This is a genomic window from Streptomyces sp. NPDC054932, assembly GCF_053610205.1.
Genome location: NZ_JBSGXU010000104.1, coordinates 1 through 15,679 on the forward strand (window position 1 = coordinate 1; position 15,679 = coordinate 15,679).

Consider the following 15,679-nt stretch of genomic DNA (forward strand, 5'->3'; position numbering starts at 1 on the left):
GTGCGACCACGAGAGTGGTCGCGCCGGGCGGCTTTCGTATGCCGGGATCCGGCCACAGGGGCCGGAACGGGCCGGTGTGGCCGTGTTCGGCCATGGCCCGATCGGGCCAGTCGATCTCTCTTCCGCCCGCCCCGGGCAGCGGCGAATCTATTGCCTGTCAGCGGGACAAGCCCCCGGGACAAGCCCTGAAAGCCCAGAACGGACGCCACCGCGGGACGTCCGTGGGCGACGGGGACAGCCACCAGCCCACTTCCTCCGGAAGGACGAACCACCCCCATGCGTACTGGAATCCTCCGGGCCACCGCGGTCGTCGCCCTCACCCTCGGGATCACCTCCGTCGCACCGATGGCCTCCGCCCACGCCCCGGACCGTTCGGTCCCGGCGACCGGAACGGCCGGCCCGGCGAGCACCCCGCTCACTGCGGTGACCGGCCCGCGCTAGCCCGGCCCGCCGCGCCCGCACCATCCGCAGGATCCCCAGGACCGCTGTACCTGCAGGACAGCTGTCCGCCCCACCGCACATCGCACATCGCACGCCGCACCTCGCAAGCCGCGCACCGCACTTCGCACCGCCGCCGGTGGAGCCCGCGCTCCCGGCCACCCCAGACCTCACCTGACCAGAACCGGAGCACAGCCATGTCCCGATACGGGTTGAACACCCGCCACGCCGCCGTAGCCGCCCTCATCGCCGGGGCCGTCGCCGCCGGCACCGTGGTCGCCGTCGACACCGCGGCGTTCGCCGCCCCGGCGGCCGCCACCGCCGAACCCCCCGTCGCAGACGACTACGGCAGCACCGGCCAGGGCGCGGAGGAGCCGGTCGACGGGGAGGTCCGGGCGGCGTTCTACTCCTCCGCCAGCACGAAGATCACCCGCAGCTCGGTGATCGCCCGCGCCAAGAGCTGGGTCGGCATCGGCCTGCGCTACGGCGGGGGCGGCCGCCACGGCGGCTACCGCACCGACTGCTCCGGATTCGTCTCGATGGCCTGGGACCTGGACTCCTCGCTGCTCACCGACACCTTCGGCCCCCGCGGCGTGACCGAGCAGATCTCCAAGGGGGAGCTGAAGGCGGGCGACGCCCTCCTCGACGACGACTCCGGTTCGAGCGGCCACGTCGTCCTCTTCGAGAAGTGGGTCGACTCCAGCCGTACCAAGTACTGGGGCTTCGACTTCACCCCGAGCGGAGTTCACCACCGCGTCTACGACTACCCGTACTACGACGGCTACGGGCCCTTCGTCCCGGTGCGCAACAAGAACGTCGTGGACGATGTGACCACGCCGCCCGCGCCCGCACCCGGCATGACCGACCTCGTGGCGGTCAACATCAACGGCGACGCCGTCGACGACGTGGTCGGCGTGGAGGCCTCGACCGGCAAGCTGTGGCTCTACAAGGGCACTTCCGCCGGAACCGTCGCGACCGGCGGCACCCGCGTGGAGATGGGCAGCGGCGGCTGGAACGGCATGTCCAACCTCGCCGGCGGCGACTTCAACGGCGACGGCAAGGACGACCTCGTCGCGACCGAGGAGTCCAGCGGGAAGCTCTACCTCTACCCGGGCACGGGCAGCGGTGTCGGCTCCCGCAAGGAGATCGGCTCCGGCGGCTGGAACGGCATGAAGGACTTGGTCGGCGGCGACTTCAACGGCGACGGCAAGGCCGACATCGTGGGCGTCGAGAAGTCGACGGGCCAGCTGTGGCTCTACAAGGGCAACGGCGCCGGCTCCATAGGTGGCGGCGGCACCCGCGTACTGATCGGGTCCGGCGGCTGGAACGGCATGCACGACCTGGTCGGCATGGACATCAACAACGACGGCAAGACCGACATCGTCGGGGCCGAGACCTCGACGGGCAAGCTCTTCCTCTACAAGAGCAACGGCACCGGCCTGAACGCCCGCACCGAGATCGGCTCGGGCGGCTGGAACGGCATGAACGACCTCACCGGCGGCGACTTCACCTCGAACGCGAACGACGACCTCGTCGGCGTCGAGAAGGCCACCGGAAAGCTCTACCTCTACCCGGGCACCGGCACGGGTTTGGGGGCGCGCAAGGAGATCGGCACCGGCGGCTGGTAGCCCCACGCCCGACGCATCTCCCCGCTCTCCTTTCGCAACTCCCTTCCCTGACACCTTTTTTGGCACCTCCGTGCCGGTTTGGAAGCACTCCCATGTCTGTTGAGACCACCTCCACCCTCTCCCGCTTCATGTCCCGCCGGGTCCGCATGGCCACCGGCCTCGTCTGCGCCACCGTCGCCGCCGTGGCCCTCTCGGCCGGTGGCGCCAACGCCGACGGCGGTCCGGAGGACCCGCACGGCGACATGCCCGAGCTGACCGCGGCCGACCTCGGCCTGCCCGAGGCCCCGCAGATGATGATGGCCATGGCGGCCACCGCCGGCGACGAACGCCCCGACTTCCAGATGCCCTTCAAGTGCGGTGAGACCTGGCAGGGCGCCTCCCGCCCCGGCCACACCCCCACCCCCAACGCGATCGACTGGACGCAGGGCGGCTCGACGGTCAACTCCCCCGTCGTGGCGAGCGCCGACGGCGTCGTGTCCAAGGTGAGGGACCTCGGCAACGACAGCTACGGCAAGTACGTGGTCATCAACCACGGCGGCGGCTGGTCCACCGTCTACGCACACCTCAACGGCTTCAACGTCTCCAGCGGGGCCACGGTCAGGGCGGGCCAGCAGATCGGCATCGTCGGCAGCACCGGCCGGTCGACCGGCGCCCACCTCCACTACGAGCAGCGCCACGACCTGGTGGACCAGCGCACGGTCTTCAACGGCAGCGTTTTCAGCGGCTACGACCGCTGGTCCAAGTCGCTGACCAGCAAGAACTGCGAGACCAAGACCCCGGAGCCGAAGCCCGAGGGCCCGGGTGACGGCGGCACCGGCTCGACCGGCATGGTCGACCTGGCCTCGGCCGACCTCAACGGCGACAACGTGGTCGACGTCGCCGCGGTGGAGGCGTCCACCGGCAAGCTGTGGCTCTACAAGGGTGCGTCCAACGGCACCATCGCCTCCGGCGGCAACCGTGTCCTGCTGGGCTCCGGCGGCTGGAACGGCATGACCAACCTGACCGGCGGTGACTTCACCGGCGACGGCAAGGACGACATCGTCGCGGTGGAGGAGTCCACCGGCAAGCTGTGGCTCTACAAGGGCGCCGACAACTCGACGATCGCCTCCGGCGGCAGCCGCGTCCTGATCGGCTCCGGCGGCTGGAACGGCATGTCCAGCCTGACCGGCCTCAACCTCAACGGCGACAAGATCGCGGACCTGGCGGGCGTCGAGAAGTCCACCGGCAAGCTGTACCTCTACCCGGGCACGTCCAGCGGCCAGCTGGCCGCCCGCAAGGAGATCGGCTCGGGCGGCTGGAACGGCATGTCCAACCTGACCGGCATGGACCTGAACAACAGCGGCCGCCAGGACCTGGTCGCGGTGGAGAAGTCCACGGGCAAGCTGTTCATGTACCCCGGTGACAAGGGCTACCTGAGCCCGCGCATCCAGATCGGCTCGGGCGGCTGGAACGGCATGTCCGACCTGATCGGCGGCGACCTGCTGAACTCGCAGCTGTCGGACGACCTGATCGCCGTCCAGAACTCCACGGGCAAGCTCTTCCTCTACCCGGGCACCGGCGCGGGCACCCTGGGTGCCCGCAAGGAGATCGGTACCGGCGGCTGGTAAGCACCTGTGAACACCGTGGGCGGCCCGTCCCTGCAGGAGGGCCGCCCACGGTGTTTCGTCGTGTCCGCGCGGTCAGCCGCCGAGCGGCCAGGCCCCCACGGTCTCGTAGCGGGGCTGCTCGCCCGGCACCCCGCTCACGGGGAGGTTGCTGCGGACCAGGCTGAGCGTGTCGACCTGCCAGGGCGTGCCCTCGAAGTCCGCGAGGGCGTCCAGGTACGGCCGCAGCGGGGTGGCGGCGCTGCGGCTGCGGGCCAGGGTGAGGTGCGGGGTGTAGCGGCGGTGCTGGTCCATCGGTACGCCGGCCCGCCGGGCGGCGGCGTCGGCCCGTTCGGCGAGCATCCGCAGGGCGGCGAGCTCGCCGGCGGCGCCGGTCCACAGGGCGCGTTCCCCGAAGTGGCCGCAGCCGTGCAGCCGCAGTGCGAAGGGGTCCGTGCGGTGGGCGGCCCGCTCCAGTCGGGCGTGCAGCTCCGGGAGCACCTCGTCGCGCACCTCGCCCATGAAGGCGAGCGTGAAGTGCCAGCCCGCGCGCGCGGTCCATGTCAGGTGGTCGTCGTGCAGAGGGTCGACGGCCCGGGCCAGCTCGGCGACGGCTGCCTCCGGCGGCAGGACGGCTGCGAACAGTCTCATGCCGGCGAGCGTAGCCGTGCGCGGCGCCGTTGTCGGGGGCTCCGCCCCCGAACCCCCGCGCCTCGAACGCCGGCGAGGCTGCATTTCAGCCCCTCCGGCGTCTGAGGAGCGGGGTCAGGCCACCGTCACCAGTTCGCGGTGGCGCGGGACGGCCGGGACGAACGTCACGCCGTGCCGGTTCACCCGCAGCCGGAGGTTTCCGACGCGCGCCAGGACCACGGCGATCGCGACGGAGGCGGCCAGGGAGATCACGCCGCCCGCGGCCATGCCGATCCGCGCGCCGTAGGTGTCCGTGATCCAGCCCAGCAGGGGGGCTCCCAGCGGGGTGCCGCCGGTGAACACCATCATGAACAGGGCCATGACCCGGCCCCGCATCTCGGGGTCGGTCGCCATCTGCACGCTGGAGTTGGCCGTGACGTTGACCGTCAGGCCGAAGACCCCGATGGGTACGAGCAGGGCGGCGAACAGCCAGAAGCCGGGCGCGAAGGCGGTCACCAGGAGCAGGACCGAGAACAGCACGGCCGCGGCCACCAGCACCCGCAGGCGGGACTGTCCGCGCCGGGCCGCGAGCAGGGCGCCCGCCAGGGAGCCGACCGCGATCAGGGTGTTGAAGAGCCCGTAGGTGCCCGCGTCCCCGTGGAAGACGTCGCTCACGTACGCCGACAGCCAGATCGGGAAGTTGAACCCGAAGGTGCCGATGAAGCCCACGAGCACGATCGGCCAGATCAGCTCCGGGCGCCCGGCGACGTAGCGCAGGCCCTCGCGCAGCTGCCCCTTGGCGCGGGGCCGGGGCTCGACGGGGTGCAGTTCCTGCGTCCGCATCATCAGCAGGCCGGCGATGGGCGCGGCGAAGGACAGTCCGTTCAGCAGGAAGGCCCAGCCGGAGCCGAAGGCGGTGATCAGCACACCGGCGATCGCCGGGCCGACCAGCCGCGCGGACTGGAAGTTGGCGGAGTTCAGACTGACGGCGTTGGCCATCTGGTCCTTGCCGACCATCTCGGGGACGAAGGTCTGCCGGGCCGGGTTGTCGACGACGGTGACGAGGCCGAGCAGGAACGCGGCGAGGTAGACGTGCCAGACCTGGACGTGTCCGGCCAGGGTGAGGGCGGCGAGGGCGATGCCGGTCAGGCCCATCGCGCTCTGGGTGGCGAGGAGCAGCGGCCGCTTGGGCAGCCGGTCCGCGAGTACGCCGCCGTAGAGGCCGAACATCAGCATCGGAAGGAACTGCAGCGCGATGGTGATGCCGACGGCGGAGGCGGAGCCGGTCAGGGAGAGGACCAGCCAGTCCTGGGCGATGCGCTGCATCCAGGTGCCCGTGTTCGAGACGACCTGCCCGGTCGCGAAGAGCCGGTAGTTCCGGATCCTCAGCGAGCTGAACATCGAATTCCTGCTCGCGGGTGCCGCGGTGCGCGCGGCGGTAGGTGTGGTGGATATGTGGCCGGGTGCGGAGTCTGCTCCGGTTCCCGTACTCAAAAGCGTTCGCCTCCTGGCGTCGTTCCTTACAGGTGCGCGAGCTTCTCCAGGACGGGTGCGGCCGCGCGGAGCTTGGCCCATTCGTCCTCGGTCAGCTCGGCCGCGAGCCCGGCCAGGAAGGCGTTGCGCTTGCGGCGGCTCTCTTCGAGCATCGCTTCGGCCTCCTCCGTCTGGCGGACCACCTTCTGGCGGCGGTCGTCGGGGTGCGGTTCCAGCGTGACCAGTCCCTTGGCTTCCAGCAACGCGACGATGCGCGTCATCGACGGCGGCTGGACGTGCTCCCGCCGTGCGAGCTCGCCGGGTGTGGCCTGGCCGCAGCGGGCGAGGGTGCCGAGGACCGACATCTCGGTCGGGCTCAGCGACTCGTCGACGCGCTGGTGCTTCAGGCGTCGCCCCAGCCGCATGACGGCGGAGCGGAGGTCGTTCACGGCGGCAGCGTCGTCACCATGGGAAAGGTCATGCATGTATTTAGAGTAACTCATTACCCTCGCTAAGGAACACCGGTTTTCCGCCTACACCCGGGGTCACTCATACGGGTGAGTCGGCGGCTGAAAGTGACACGCGTCCGCACCCTCTGCCCCGACTCTTTCGGCATGGGGACACATGTGCTGAGCATGCGCATAGACGGGGAGCTCCTCGAGAGGCTCCGGATCCATGCCGCCAAACGCGGAATGAGCGTCCAGGACTACGTGGTCCGGACGCTCATTCGCGACGACTTCGACGAGCGCTTCAAAGCGGCCGTCGACGAGACAGAGAAGTTCTACGGGCTGACGTGAGCTACTGGGCGAGGCCGAGGGCCGGCATCGCGTAGTAGAAGACGAACACCGCCGCCACGACGTACATGGCGACCGGGACCCCGCGGCCCCGGCCGGTCGCCAGGCGCAGCACGCAGAAGCTGATGAAGCCGATGCCGATGCCGTTGGTGATCGAGTAGGTGAAGGGCATCGTCACCATGGCCAGGAACGCCGGAACGGCGATGGTGAAGTCGCTCCAGTCGATGTCCTTGACCGAGCCCGCCAGGATCAGGAAGCCGACGGCCACGAGCGCCGGGGTGGCCGCCTGGGACGGGACCATCGTTGCGAGCGGGGTGAAGAACAGCGCCACGGCGAAGAGGCCGCCCGTCACGACGTTCGCCAGACCCGTACGGGCGCCCTCGCCGACCCCGGCCGTGGACTCCACGAAGCAGGTGGTCGCCGAGGAGGAGGTGGCGCCGCCCGAGGCGACCGCCAGGCCGTCGACCAGCAGGACCTTGTTGATCCCGGGGAACTCGCCGGTCTTCCTGTCGATCAGCTTCGCCTCGTCGCCGACGCCGAGGATCGTGCCCATGGCGTCGAAGAAGCAGGACAGCAGCACGGTGAAGACGAACAGGATGCCGGTCAGCATCCCGACCTTCCCGAAGCCGCCGAACAGGCTGACCTGGCCGACCAGCCCGAAGTCGGGCGCGGCCACCGGGTTGCCGGGCCACTCGGGGACGATGAGGCCCCAGCCCGAGTCGGGCAGCTCGGCGATCAGCTGGACGACGACGGCGGCGAGCGTCATGACCACGATGGAGATCAGGATCGCGCCCGGGACCTTGCGGATCAGCAGCGCGAGGGTGAGCAGCACGCCGATCACGAAGATCAGCACGGGCCAGCCGTCGAGGTGACCGGTGCCGCCGAGCTGGAGCGGGACCGTGGTGTGCGCGGCGTCCGGGATGCGCGAGACGAAGCCCGAGTCGACCAGGCCGATCAGCATGATGAACAGGCCGATGCCGATGGCGATGCCCTTGCGCAGGCCCAGCGGGACGGCGCTCATGACCCGCTCGCGCAGGCCGGTGGCGACGAGCAGCATCACCACGAAGCCGGCCAGGACCACCATGCCCATGGCGTCGGGCCAGCTCATGCGGGGGGCGAGCTGGAGCGCGACGACCGTGTTCACGCCGAGGCCGGCGGCCAGCGCGATCGGGACGTTGCCGATCACACCCATGAGGAGGGTGGTGAAGGCGGCCGTCAGGACCGTGGCCGTCACCAGCTGATCGCCGTCGAGCTGGTGCCCGTACATGTCCTTCGCGCTGCCCAGGATGATCGGGTTGAGCACGATGATGTAGGCCATGGCGAAGAAGGTCGCGAAGCCGCCGCGGACCTCGCGGGCGACGGTCGAGCCGCGCTCGGAGATCTTGAAGAAGCGGTCCATCGGGCCGGAGGGCAGCTGGGGGGAAGGCTCCGGGGCGGTGGATGCGGGGGCGGGGGCCGGGGTGCTCATACGGTCCTCATTGGGTGGTTCATACGAAGAAAATGGGCCGCGCCCAAACCGTTTCAGTATGAACACATGAACGAAAGGGCGTCCATCTCCGCGCGTAGATGACGTTTCGCGCCGCCTAGACTTGCCGCATGGCGAAATGGACTGCGAAGCACGAGGCGCCCGAGCCCCTGGAGGGCCCCGTCGTCGCCACCGTCACAGGTGGCACGATCCTGTGGTTCGCCCTCTTCCTCGTCCAGCTGCCCTTCTACGGGTGGTTCGCCGACCGGGGCCAGCTGTGGTGGGTCTGGACCTGCGCGGCCGGCGGTTTCCTCGGCCTGATCGGCATCTGGTACGTCCGGGGCCGCGACAAGGCCCTCAAGCGCCACGCGGAGGCCGAGGCCGCGGCCGGGGCTGCTGCGCAGGACGGGCAGGCCGGGCAGGCGGGCTCGGGCCCGCAGGCCTAGCGGCGGCGCGGGCGCGGGTCCGGGGGCTCCGGGGTGGGGCGGTGCCCCTCCGGGACGTCTCCTCGTCTCGCGAACCCCTGGCCGGGTCGGCCCGTGGTTCGGCGGTGGGTTCGCTCGACCTGCGGGGACATCCCGGATTGTCCCCACCCCACGGGAGGACCCGCGGCGCTACCAGGGGACGATTCGGGTCATCCTGAGGTCGGATCTTCCCGCTGCTCGGCGGGTGAACAGTTCGAACCCCGCTTAACGTCGAAGGCATGACGCAGCGGGCTGGAACCGAATCCGACGGGCCGGAGCCGGGCGGCGGGACGGCCCCCGCCGGCACCGCCATCGACGCGGGGGCCGAGCTGGACCCCGTACACCCGGTGCAGCCGCCCGCACCCCGCTTCAAGCCGGGCGGGCTGAGCACCACCGAGGTTGCCGAACGCGTCGCCCGGGGCGAGGTCAATGACGTCCCTGTCCGGAGCAGCCGCTCCACCGCCGACATCGTTCGTGCCAACGTCTTCACCCGGTTCAACGCGATCATCGGCGTGCTGTGGCTGATCATGCTGATCGTCGCGCCGATCCAGGACAGCCTCTTCGGCTTCGTGATCATCGCGAACACCGGCATCGGCATCATCCAGGAACTGCGCGCCAAGAAGACCCTCGACGGCCTCGCCGTCATCGGCGAGGCCAAGCCCTCGGTCCGCCGCGACGGCCGGACCGCCGAGATCTCCACCTCCGAGATCGTCCTCGGTGACGTCATCGAGCTCGGTCCCGGCGACAAGGTCGTCGTCGACGGGTCCGTCGGCGAGGCCGACGGCCTGGAGATCGACGAGTCACTGCTCACCGGCGAGGCCGACCCCGTCCTGAAGAAGCCCGGCGACCAGGTCATGTCCGGCTCCTTCGTGGTCGCCGGCGGAGGCGCCTTCACCGCCACCAAGGTCGGCCGCGAGGCCTACGCGGCCCAGTTGGCCGAAGAGGCCTCCCGCTTCACGCTCGTGCACTCCGAGCTGCGCTCCGGCATCTCCACCATCCTCAAGTACGTCACCTGGATGATGATCCCGACCTCGATCGGGCTCATCATCAGTCAGCTGGTCGTCAAGGAGAACAACCTCAACGACGCCATCGCCCGGACCGTCGGCGGCATCGTCCCGATGATCCCCGAGGGGCTCGTCCTGCTCACCTCCGTGGCCTTCGCGATCGGCGTCATCCGGCTCGGCCGCAAGCAGTGCCTGGTCCAGGAGCTGCCCGCCATCGAGGGCCTCGCCCGCGTCGACGTGGTCTGCCTCGACAAGACCGGCACCCTCACCGAGGGCGGCATGGACGTCACCGAGCTGCGCCCGCTCGGCGGCGCGGAGCCCGCCTACGTCAAGAAGGTCCTCGGCGCCCTCGGCGAGTCCGACCCCCGACCCAACGCCAGCCTCCAGGCGATCATCGACGCCTACCCCGACAGCGCGGCGTGGCGCTGCACCGAGTCCCTGCCCTTCTCGTCCGCCCGCAAGTACAGCGGCGCCAGCTTCAGCGAGGGCGACGGCGAGAACAACACCTGGCTGCTCGGCGCCCCCGACGTGCTGCTCCCCGCCGGGGACCCGGCCCTCGACGAGATCAACGACCTCAACGAGCAGGGACTGCGGGTCCTCCTGCTGGCCCGCTCCGCCCGCGAACTCGACGACGCTGCCGTCGCCAGCGGGGTCAGGCCGACCGCCCTCGTCGTCCTGGAGCAGCGGCTGCGCCCCGACGCCGCCGACACGCTGCGCTACTTCGAGGACCAGAACGTCAGCGCCAAGGTCATCTCCGGCGACAACGCGGTCTCCGTCGGCGCGGTCGCCGGCAAGCTGGGCCTGCCGGGCGCGGAGAACACCGTGGACGCCCGGGGGCTCCCCACCGACCGGGCCGACATGGCGAAGGTCCTCGGCGACAACTCCGTCTTCGGACGGGTGAGCCCGCAGCAGAAGCGGGACATGGTCGGGGCCCTGCAGTCCACGGGCCACACGGTCGCCATGACGGGCGACGGCGTCAACGACGTGCTCGCCCTCAAGGACGCGGACATCGGCGTGAGCATGGGATCCGGATCGGAGGCGACCCGGGCGGTGGCCCAGATCGTCCTCCTCAACAACAGCTTCTCGACGCTGCCCTCGGTGGTCGCCGAGGGCCGCCGGGTCATCGGCAACATCACCCGCGTGGCCACGCTCTTCCTCACCAAGACGGTCTACTCGGTGCTGCTGGCCATCCTGGTGGTCTGCTCGCAGGTCGAGTACCCCTTCCTGCCGCGCCACCTGACGCTGCTGTCCACCCTCACCATCGGCATCCCGGCGTTCTTCCTGGCCCTGGCCCCGAACAAGGAGCGCGCCAAACCGCACTTCGTGAAGCGGGTCATGCGGTACGCGATCCCCGGCGGCGTCATCGCGGCCGCGGCCACCTTCGTGTCGTACCTGATCGCCCGGCACCACTACACGGGCCAGGGCGCCCTGGAGGCCGAGTCCAGCGCGGCCACCCTGACCCTGTTCCTGACCTCGATGTGGGTGCTGGCGATCATCGCCCGGCCGTACACGTGGTGGCGGGTTGGCCTGGTCGGTGCGATGGGCCTGGCGTTCCTGATCGTCCTCGTCGTGCCGTGGCTGCAGGACTTCTTCCAGCTCAAGCTGGTGGGCGTGACGATGCCGTGGATCGCGGTGGCCGTCGCCGTGGGCGCCGCCGTCCTGATCGAGTTCACCTTCAGATGGGTCGACCGCAGGTTCCCGGCCTGAGCCGGGCCCCCCGGCCCCTCCACCGGTCAGTCGAATCCACCCGTCAGTCGAACCAGCGGTCCCGGGCCAGCTCCGCCGTCCGGGACGGGTCCTCCAGCAGCGCGGCCACCTCGAAGCGGCGCGGCCACTGGCCGGCCGACCAGGCCAGACCCGCCGCCACGCCCTCCAGCGTGGACGCGTGGAGCGTGCCGTCCGGGGTGCGGCGCCAGTCGAGCTCCGTGCCGCCCGCGACCAGCTCCTCGTGCTCGATGTACGTCGCCGGGGTGGCCGGACCCAGCAGCAGGAGCACCGACTCCGGGACCTCGTGCTCCTCACCGGGCGTGGTCACCTCCGCCGGGACCGTCTCCGAGAGGCGGCGGACCTGGAGCAGGTCCGCGAGGTCCGCCGCGCGCGACGGGGTGACCGGCAGCAGCGGCAGCCCCGCCGTGAGCGGGAGCAGGTCCGGGGCGTCCGCGATCACCGCATCGGCCGCGTCCACCACGAGGACCTCGCCGTCCACCACCGCACGCAGCTCGTCCGGGAGGGTGACCTGCTCCGGGTCCAGATCGGCCAGCGCGCCGTACAGGCCGTACAGCTGCCGGTCGGTGACCTCGCGCTCCGGGTCGGCGAGCCGGGCCAGCAGCTCGGCCGCGCCGCCGGGCTCGTCCAGCAGGGCCGGCACGGTGGTCCGTACCCCGAGCGCCCGCAGGACCTGCTCGTCCTCGAAGCCCGTGGCGTCCGCCGAGGTGTAGAGGCCCTCCAGCAGGGGATCGCCGCCCGCGGCGCGCAGGCCCGCCGGGCGGCGGCCGTCGAGCACCGGGTGGTCGCGAAGCCACCAGGCGGTGTACGGGCGCACCGACTGCGTCGTGCCGTCCGGCAGCAGGATGCGCACCGGCTGGGTCAGCGCGTCGCGCAGCGGCGGCTGCGCGAGCATGGCGAGGGCCTGCGGCCAGCAGTCGTCGTCGACCAGGTCGAGGTCCCGTACGGCGATCAGCTCGGTCGCCACCGGCGGGACCGGGGTGTCCGGCAGCTGGTCGAGGAGGTCCTCGCACCACACGTCCACCGCGTCCAGCAGCCCCGCGTCGTCGGGCTCGGCGAAGTCGCCCTCGCGCGGCTCCAGTTCGTCCGGGTCGAGGACCACATCGGTGGCGCGGACCAGCTGGAAGGTGGCCAGGACCCCGCAGGCGGTCAGCGGGCCCCCGCCCCACCGCTCGGCCAGGTCCGCGTCCACGTACGGGACCTCGTCCTCGCGGATCACGGCGGCCAGGGGGCTGCCGGGCAGCAGCAGTTCACCCGCCGGAACCAGTTCACCGTCCTCGTCGGGCAGGGCCAGCGCGCCGAGCCAGGGCTCGTCACCCGGCGCCAGATCGGCATCCCGGACCAGGCCCAGGACCACGTCGGCCAGCTCGTCGGCGTCCAGGGTGTCGGCGTCCTCGTCCCAGATCTCGCCCGCTTCGAGGGAGGCGGCGACGGCGGCCCGCACCTGCGGGGTCGTCAGGACCGCCCGCGCCGTGGCCGGGAGGGCCCCGAGCTTCTCCAGCAGCGGGTGCGCCGCGTCCGGGTGGGCCACCTTCAGGCCGAGGCGGCCCAGGTTCGCGGGCGTGTCCGCGCCGGGCAGCAGGATGTGCCGGGGGCCGATCGCGGTACGGCCGTCGGTGAGCGGCACGGGCAGCCCGGACAGCCGGTCGGGGTCCACCCCGGCCAGGCTGTCGTAGAGCCGGTGCCACCAGTCGGGGGTCCGCTCGATGCCCGCGATCCGCTCGATGGCGTCGCCCAGCGGGAGCCGGCCCACGCCCAGCGTGCGCAGCTCCGCCCGGCGTTCGAGGCCCGCCGGGAGCAGGGTCGGAAGGACCTCGGCGAGGACGCGCACGGTGTCGGCGCCCGCGCCCTCCACCACCTCGGCCTCGAAGGGGCGCAGGGCGGCGCGCTCCTCCGCGTGCTCGGGCGGCGCGGCCGGTGCGAGGAAGGCCGTACGGGGCAGGCGCTGGAGGACGGCGGCGCGCAGGGCCCCGTCCAGCTCGCCCCTGCCGAGGGGGCCGGGCACCAGGTCCACGAGGGCGGTGGTCACCGGGTCCCAGGCGCCGAGGAGTTCGGCGTACGCGTCGGCCGCGCGCTCCACCAGGAAGTCGGTCAGCGGACCCGGCGCGGGATGCCGGCGGGTGGTGTCCAGCGGCAGGGTCGCGATGAGCAGCGCCGGAATGCCCAGCGGCTCGTCGGTGGGGGTGGGCGCGTGCACCACGGGGGCCGTGTCCGGGCGTACCGGGGCGCCGTCGGAGTCGACGGGCACGGCCCAGGACACCGCCCAGGCGGGCCGCAGCCGCTCCTCGACGGGCCGGTCGGCGAGCAGCGCGCGCTCGATGGGGCCGCCGTGGCGGACGGTGCGCCAGCGGTGGGTGACCGTGCCGGAGGCGGTGGTGTCCTCGATGACGGTGTACGGGCCCTCGTCACGGCGGTACAGCGTGCGGACGCCCCCGGCCGCACTGCCCGGCGGGGTCTCGACGACGATCTCGCGCAGCCCGGGCAGGGTGAGCAGCAGGGCGTCGTCGATGCCCGTCAGCAGCCGCTCCACCAGGGCCTCGGCGGCGGCGTCCCGCAGCGGCAGCACCACGACGGTGTCGTAGCCCTCGGGGGCGGTGCCCTCGGCGGGCAGCGGGAGGCGCAGCAGCGGAACGTGCCCGTCGCGGCGGCGCAGTTCGTCGCCGAGGCCGGGGCTGCCGACGGCGGCGCCCCGGGCCAGTTCGCGGGCCTCGGCCAGGGACCAGCGGACACCGCCGTGGCGGCCGAGCACCGCGGGCTCGTCGGAGACGGCCAGCACGGCCGCGAAGCCGACGCCGAAGCGGCCGACGCTGTCCCCGGAGGGCTCCCGCTTGGCGGAGGCGCGCAGGGTGCTCAGCGACTCCACGCCCGTCGCGTCCAGCGGGGCACCGGTGTTGGCGACGGCCAGCAGCGCGTGCCCGCCCTCACCCTCGTGCAGCGTGAGCCGCAGCCGGCCGGGCACCTTGGCCCGGGCCGCGGCGTCGGCGGCGTTCTGCGCCAGCTCCACGACGAGCCGGTCGCGGTAGCCGCCGAGCGCCAGGTCCTCCTCGGCGTTGGCGTCCTCGCGGAACCGGGCCGGGCCCGCACCCCACGCATCGAGCACCCCGCGCCGCAGCCGGGCCGTGCCGAAGGGGTCCACGCCGCTCTGGGCCGCCGTCACTCGCACGCTCACGCCGCTGCCTCCAGGATTCGCCGCCGGACCCTGACGGTACCGCGTGCGGAAGACCCCCCACGCCCCGGCCGCGGCGTGGGCGAACACGGCGGCGCGGGAACGCCGGGGCCCCCGGTGACATCGGGTCACCGGGGGCCTCGGGTCGTACGGGGCGGGTGGGGGTCAGAGCTTCTCGATCACGTGGTCGATGCAGGCCGTCAGAGCCTGCACGTCCGCCGGGTCGATCGCCGGGAACATCGCGATACGGAGCTGGTTGCGGCCGAGCTTGCGGTACGGCTCGGTGTCCACGATCCCGTTGGCGCGCAGCACCTTGGCGACGGCCGCCGCGTCGATGTCGTCCGAGAAGTCGATCGTGCCGATGACGGACGAGCGCTTGTCGGCGTCCACGACGAACGGGGTCGCGTACTTGGACGCCTCCGCCCAGCCGTACAGGTTGCGCGCACTGGCCGCCGTACGGCCGGTGGTGAACTCCAGGCCGCCCTGGCTGTTCATCCACTCCAGCTGCTGGTCCAGCAGGAAGAGGGTGGCCAGCGCCGGGGTGTTGTACGTCTGGTTCTTCAGCGAGTTGTCGATCGCCGTCGGCAGCGAGAAGAACTCCGGGATGTGCCGGCCGGAGGCGTGCACGCGCTGCGCACGCTCCAGGGCGGCCGGGGAGAACGCGGCCAGCCACAGGCCGCCGTCCGAGGCGAAGGACTTCTGCGGAGCGAAGTAGTAGACGTCCGTCTCGGTGATGTCCACCGGCAGACCGCCGGCGCCCGAGGTCGCGTCCACCAGAACGAGGGACCCGGCGTCGGCGCCCGCGACGCGCTTGATCGGCGCCGCCACACCCGTGGAGGTCTCGTTGTGGGTGTACGCGTACACGTCCACGCCCGCCTCGGCCACCGGCTCCGGGTGCGTGCCCGGCTCCGAGGAGATCACGGACGGCGCGTCCAGCCACGGCGCGAGCTTCGCGGCCGTGGCGAACTTCGAGGAGAACTCGCCGAAGGTGAGGTGCTGGGACTTCTGCTCGATCAGACCGGCGGTCGCGATGTCCCAGAAGGCGGTGGAGCCGCCGTTGCCCAGGATCACCTCGTACCCCTCGGGGAGGGAGAAGAGGTCCCGGAGGCCCTGGCGCACCGAGCCGACCACGTTCTTGACCGTGGCCTGGCGGTGTGAGGTTCCGAGCAGGGAGGTACCGGTGGCGGCGAGGGCGTCCAGCGCCTCGGTCCGCACCTTGGAGGGGCCCGCGCCGAAGCGTCCGTCGGCGGGCTTGATGTCAGCGGGAATCTGGATCTCAGCCACGAGTTGAGCGTATCGGGTCCCGGTC

Annotated in this window: 12 protein-coding genes; 6 read left to right on the plus strand and 6 right to left on the minus strand. The window is 71.8% G+C overall.

From position 1 onward, the window contains the following. Window positions 1–276 precede the first annotated feature (276 nt). From ACWGE1_RS25100 to ACWGE1_RS25110, 3 genes are all read left to right on the plus strand, one after another. Entirely contained in the window at window positions 277–441 is a 165-nt protein-coding gene (locus tag ACWGE1_RS25100; protein WP_453422740.1) for a hypothetical protein, read from the plus strand. Window positions 442–635: 194 nt separating this feature from the next. Further along, complete coding sequence (locus tag ACWGE1_RS25105) at window positions 636–2,066, plus strand: FG-GAP repeat domain-containing protein (RefSeq protein ID WP_453422741.1); 1,431 nt, start codon at window positions 636–638, stop codon at window positions 2,064–2,066. 92 nt (window positions 2,067–2,158) lie between these two features. Continuing rightward, window positions 2,159–3,673 carry a peptidoglycan DD-metalloendopeptidase family protein gene (locus tag ACWGE1_RS25110; RefSeq protein ID WP_453422742.1) on the plus strand — a complete coding sequence of 505 codons (1,515 nt, stop codon included), beginning with the start codon at window positions 2,159–2,161 and terminating at the stop codon, window positions 3,671–3,673. Window positions 3,674–3,745: 72 nt separating this feature from the next. Here the strand turns inward: ACWGE1_RS25110 and thpR are convergent, their stop codons facing one another. The 3 genes from thpR to ACWGE1_RS25125 all read right to left on the minus strand — a co-directional run bounded on the left by thpR (window position 3,746) and on the right by ACWGE1_RS25125 (window position 6,237). Beyond that, window positions 3,746–4,300, minus strand: coding sequence for an RNA 2',3'-cyclic phosphodiesterase (thpR, locus tag ACWGE1_RS25115; RefSeq protein WP_453422743.1), 555 nt, complete (start codon window positions 4,298–4,300; stop codon window positions 3,746–3,748). Window positions 4,301–4,414: 114 nt separating this feature from the next. Further along, window positions 4,415–5,773, minus strand: a complete 1,359-nt coding sequence (locus tag ACWGE1_RS25120; protein WP_453422744.1) for an MFS transporter — start codon at window positions 5,771–5,773, stop codon at window positions 4,415–4,417. A gap of 26 nt (window positions 5,774–5,799) precedes the next feature. After that, the gene (locus ACWGE1_RS25125) at window positions 5,800–6,237 is read right to left on the minus strand and encodes a MarR family winged helix-turn-helix transcriptional regulator (protein ID WP_030010566.1); all 438 of its coding nucleotides are present in this window, start codon (window positions 6,235–6,237) and stop codon (window positions 5,800–5,802) included. A 129-nt stretch (window positions 6,238–6,366) separates the two neighbouring features. On the opposite strand from ACWGE1_RS25125, the gene ACWGE1_RS25130 reads away from it, so the two are divergent. Next, a complete protein-coding gene (locus ACWGE1_RS25130) occupies window positions 6,367–6,549 on the plus strand; it encodes a ribbon-helix-helix protein, CopG family (protein WP_183067875.1) in 183 nt (60 codons plus the stop codon). 1 nt (window position 6,550) lies between these two features. Here ACWGE1_RS25130 and ACWGE1_RS25135 read toward each other — a convergent pair whose 3' ends face one another. Next, window positions 6,551–8,014, minus strand: a complete 1,464-nt coding sequence (locus tag ACWGE1_RS25135; protein WP_453422745.1) for an NCS2 family permease — start codon at window positions 8,012–8,014, stop codon at window positions 6,551–6,553. A gap of 128 nt (window positions 8,015–8,142) precedes the next feature. On the opposite strand from ACWGE1_RS25135, the gene ACWGE1_RS25140 reads away from it, so the two are divergent. Together ACWGE1_RS25140 and ACWGE1_RS25145 are read left to right on the plus strand one after the other, a co-directional pair. Next, window positions 8,143–8,457, plus strand: a complete 315-nt coding sequence (locus tag ACWGE1_RS25140) for a DUF2530 domain-containing protein (RefSeq protein ID WP_453422746.1) — start codon at window positions 8,143–8,145, stop codon at window positions 8,455–8,457. 257 nt (window positions 8,458–8,714) lie between these two features. Further along, the gene (locus tag ACWGE1_RS25145) at window positions 8,715–11,186 is read left to right on the plus strand and encodes an HAD-IC family P-type ATPase (RefSeq protein WP_453422747.1); all 2,472 of its coding nucleotides are present in this window, start codon (window positions 8,715–8,717) and stop codon (window positions 11,184–11,186) included. Window positions 11,187–11,229: 43 nt separating this feature from the next. Here ACWGE1_RS25145 and ACWGE1_RS25150 read toward each other — a convergent pair whose 3' ends face one another. Continuing rightward, window positions 11,230–14,373 (minus strand): sacsin N-terminal ATP-binding-like domain-containing protein, encoded by a 3,144-nt coding sequence (locus ACWGE1_RS25150; RefSeq protein ID WP_453422748.1) that lies wholly within the window; start codon window positions 14,371–14,373, stop codon window positions 11,230–11,232. Between the two features lie 162 nt (window positions 14,374–14,535). After that, on the minus strand, window positions 14,536–15,654 hold the full coding sequence (gene serC / locus ACWGE1_RS25155) for a phosphoserine transaminase (protein ID WP_453422749.1): 1,119 nt from the start codon (window positions 15,652–15,654) through the stop codon (window positions 14,536–14,538). Window positions 15,655–15,679 lie beyond the last annotated feature (25 nt).

Excerpts from the sequence above, each read along its gene's own strand:
- ACWGE1_RS25100 (WP_453422740.1), top strand. The coding sequence starts at position 277 with ATGCGTACTGGAATCCTCCGGGCCACCGCGGTCGTCGCCCTCACCCTC.
- thpR (WP_453422743.1), bottom strand. The coding sequence starts at position 4,300 with ATGAGACTGTTCGCAGCCGTCCTGCCGCCGGAGGCAGCCGTCGCCGAG.
- ACWGE1_RS25140 (WP_453422746.1), top strand. The coding sequence starts at position 8,143 with ATGGCGAAATGGACTGCGAAGCACGAGGCGCCCGAGCCCCTGGAGGGC.
- ACWGE1_RS25125 (WP_030010566.1), bottom strand. The coding sequence starts at position 6,237 with ATGCATGACCTTTCCCATGGTGACGACGCTGCCGCCGTGAACGACCTC.
- ACWGE1_RS25135 (WP_453422745.1), bottom strand. The coding sequence starts at position 8,014 with ATGAGCACCCCGGCCCCCGCCCCCGCATCCACCGCCCCGGAGCCTTCC.
- ACWGE1_RS25110 (WP_453422742.1), top strand. The coding sequence starts at position 2,159 with ATGTCTGTTGAGACCACCTCCACCCTCTCCCGCTTCATGTCCCGCCGG.
- ACWGE1_RS25105 (WP_453422741.1), top strand. The coding sequence starts at position 636 with ATGTCCCGATACGGGTTGAACACCCGCCACGCCGCCGTAGCCGCCCTC.
- ACWGE1_RS25145 (WP_453422747.1), top strand. The coding sequence starts at position 8,715 with ATGACGCAGCGGGCTGGAACCGAATCCGACGGGCCGGAGCCGGGCGGC.
- ACWGE1_RS25130 (WP_183067875.1), top strand. The coding sequence starts at position 6,367 with ATGGGGACACATGTGCTGAGCATGCGCATAGACGGGGAGCTCCTCGAG.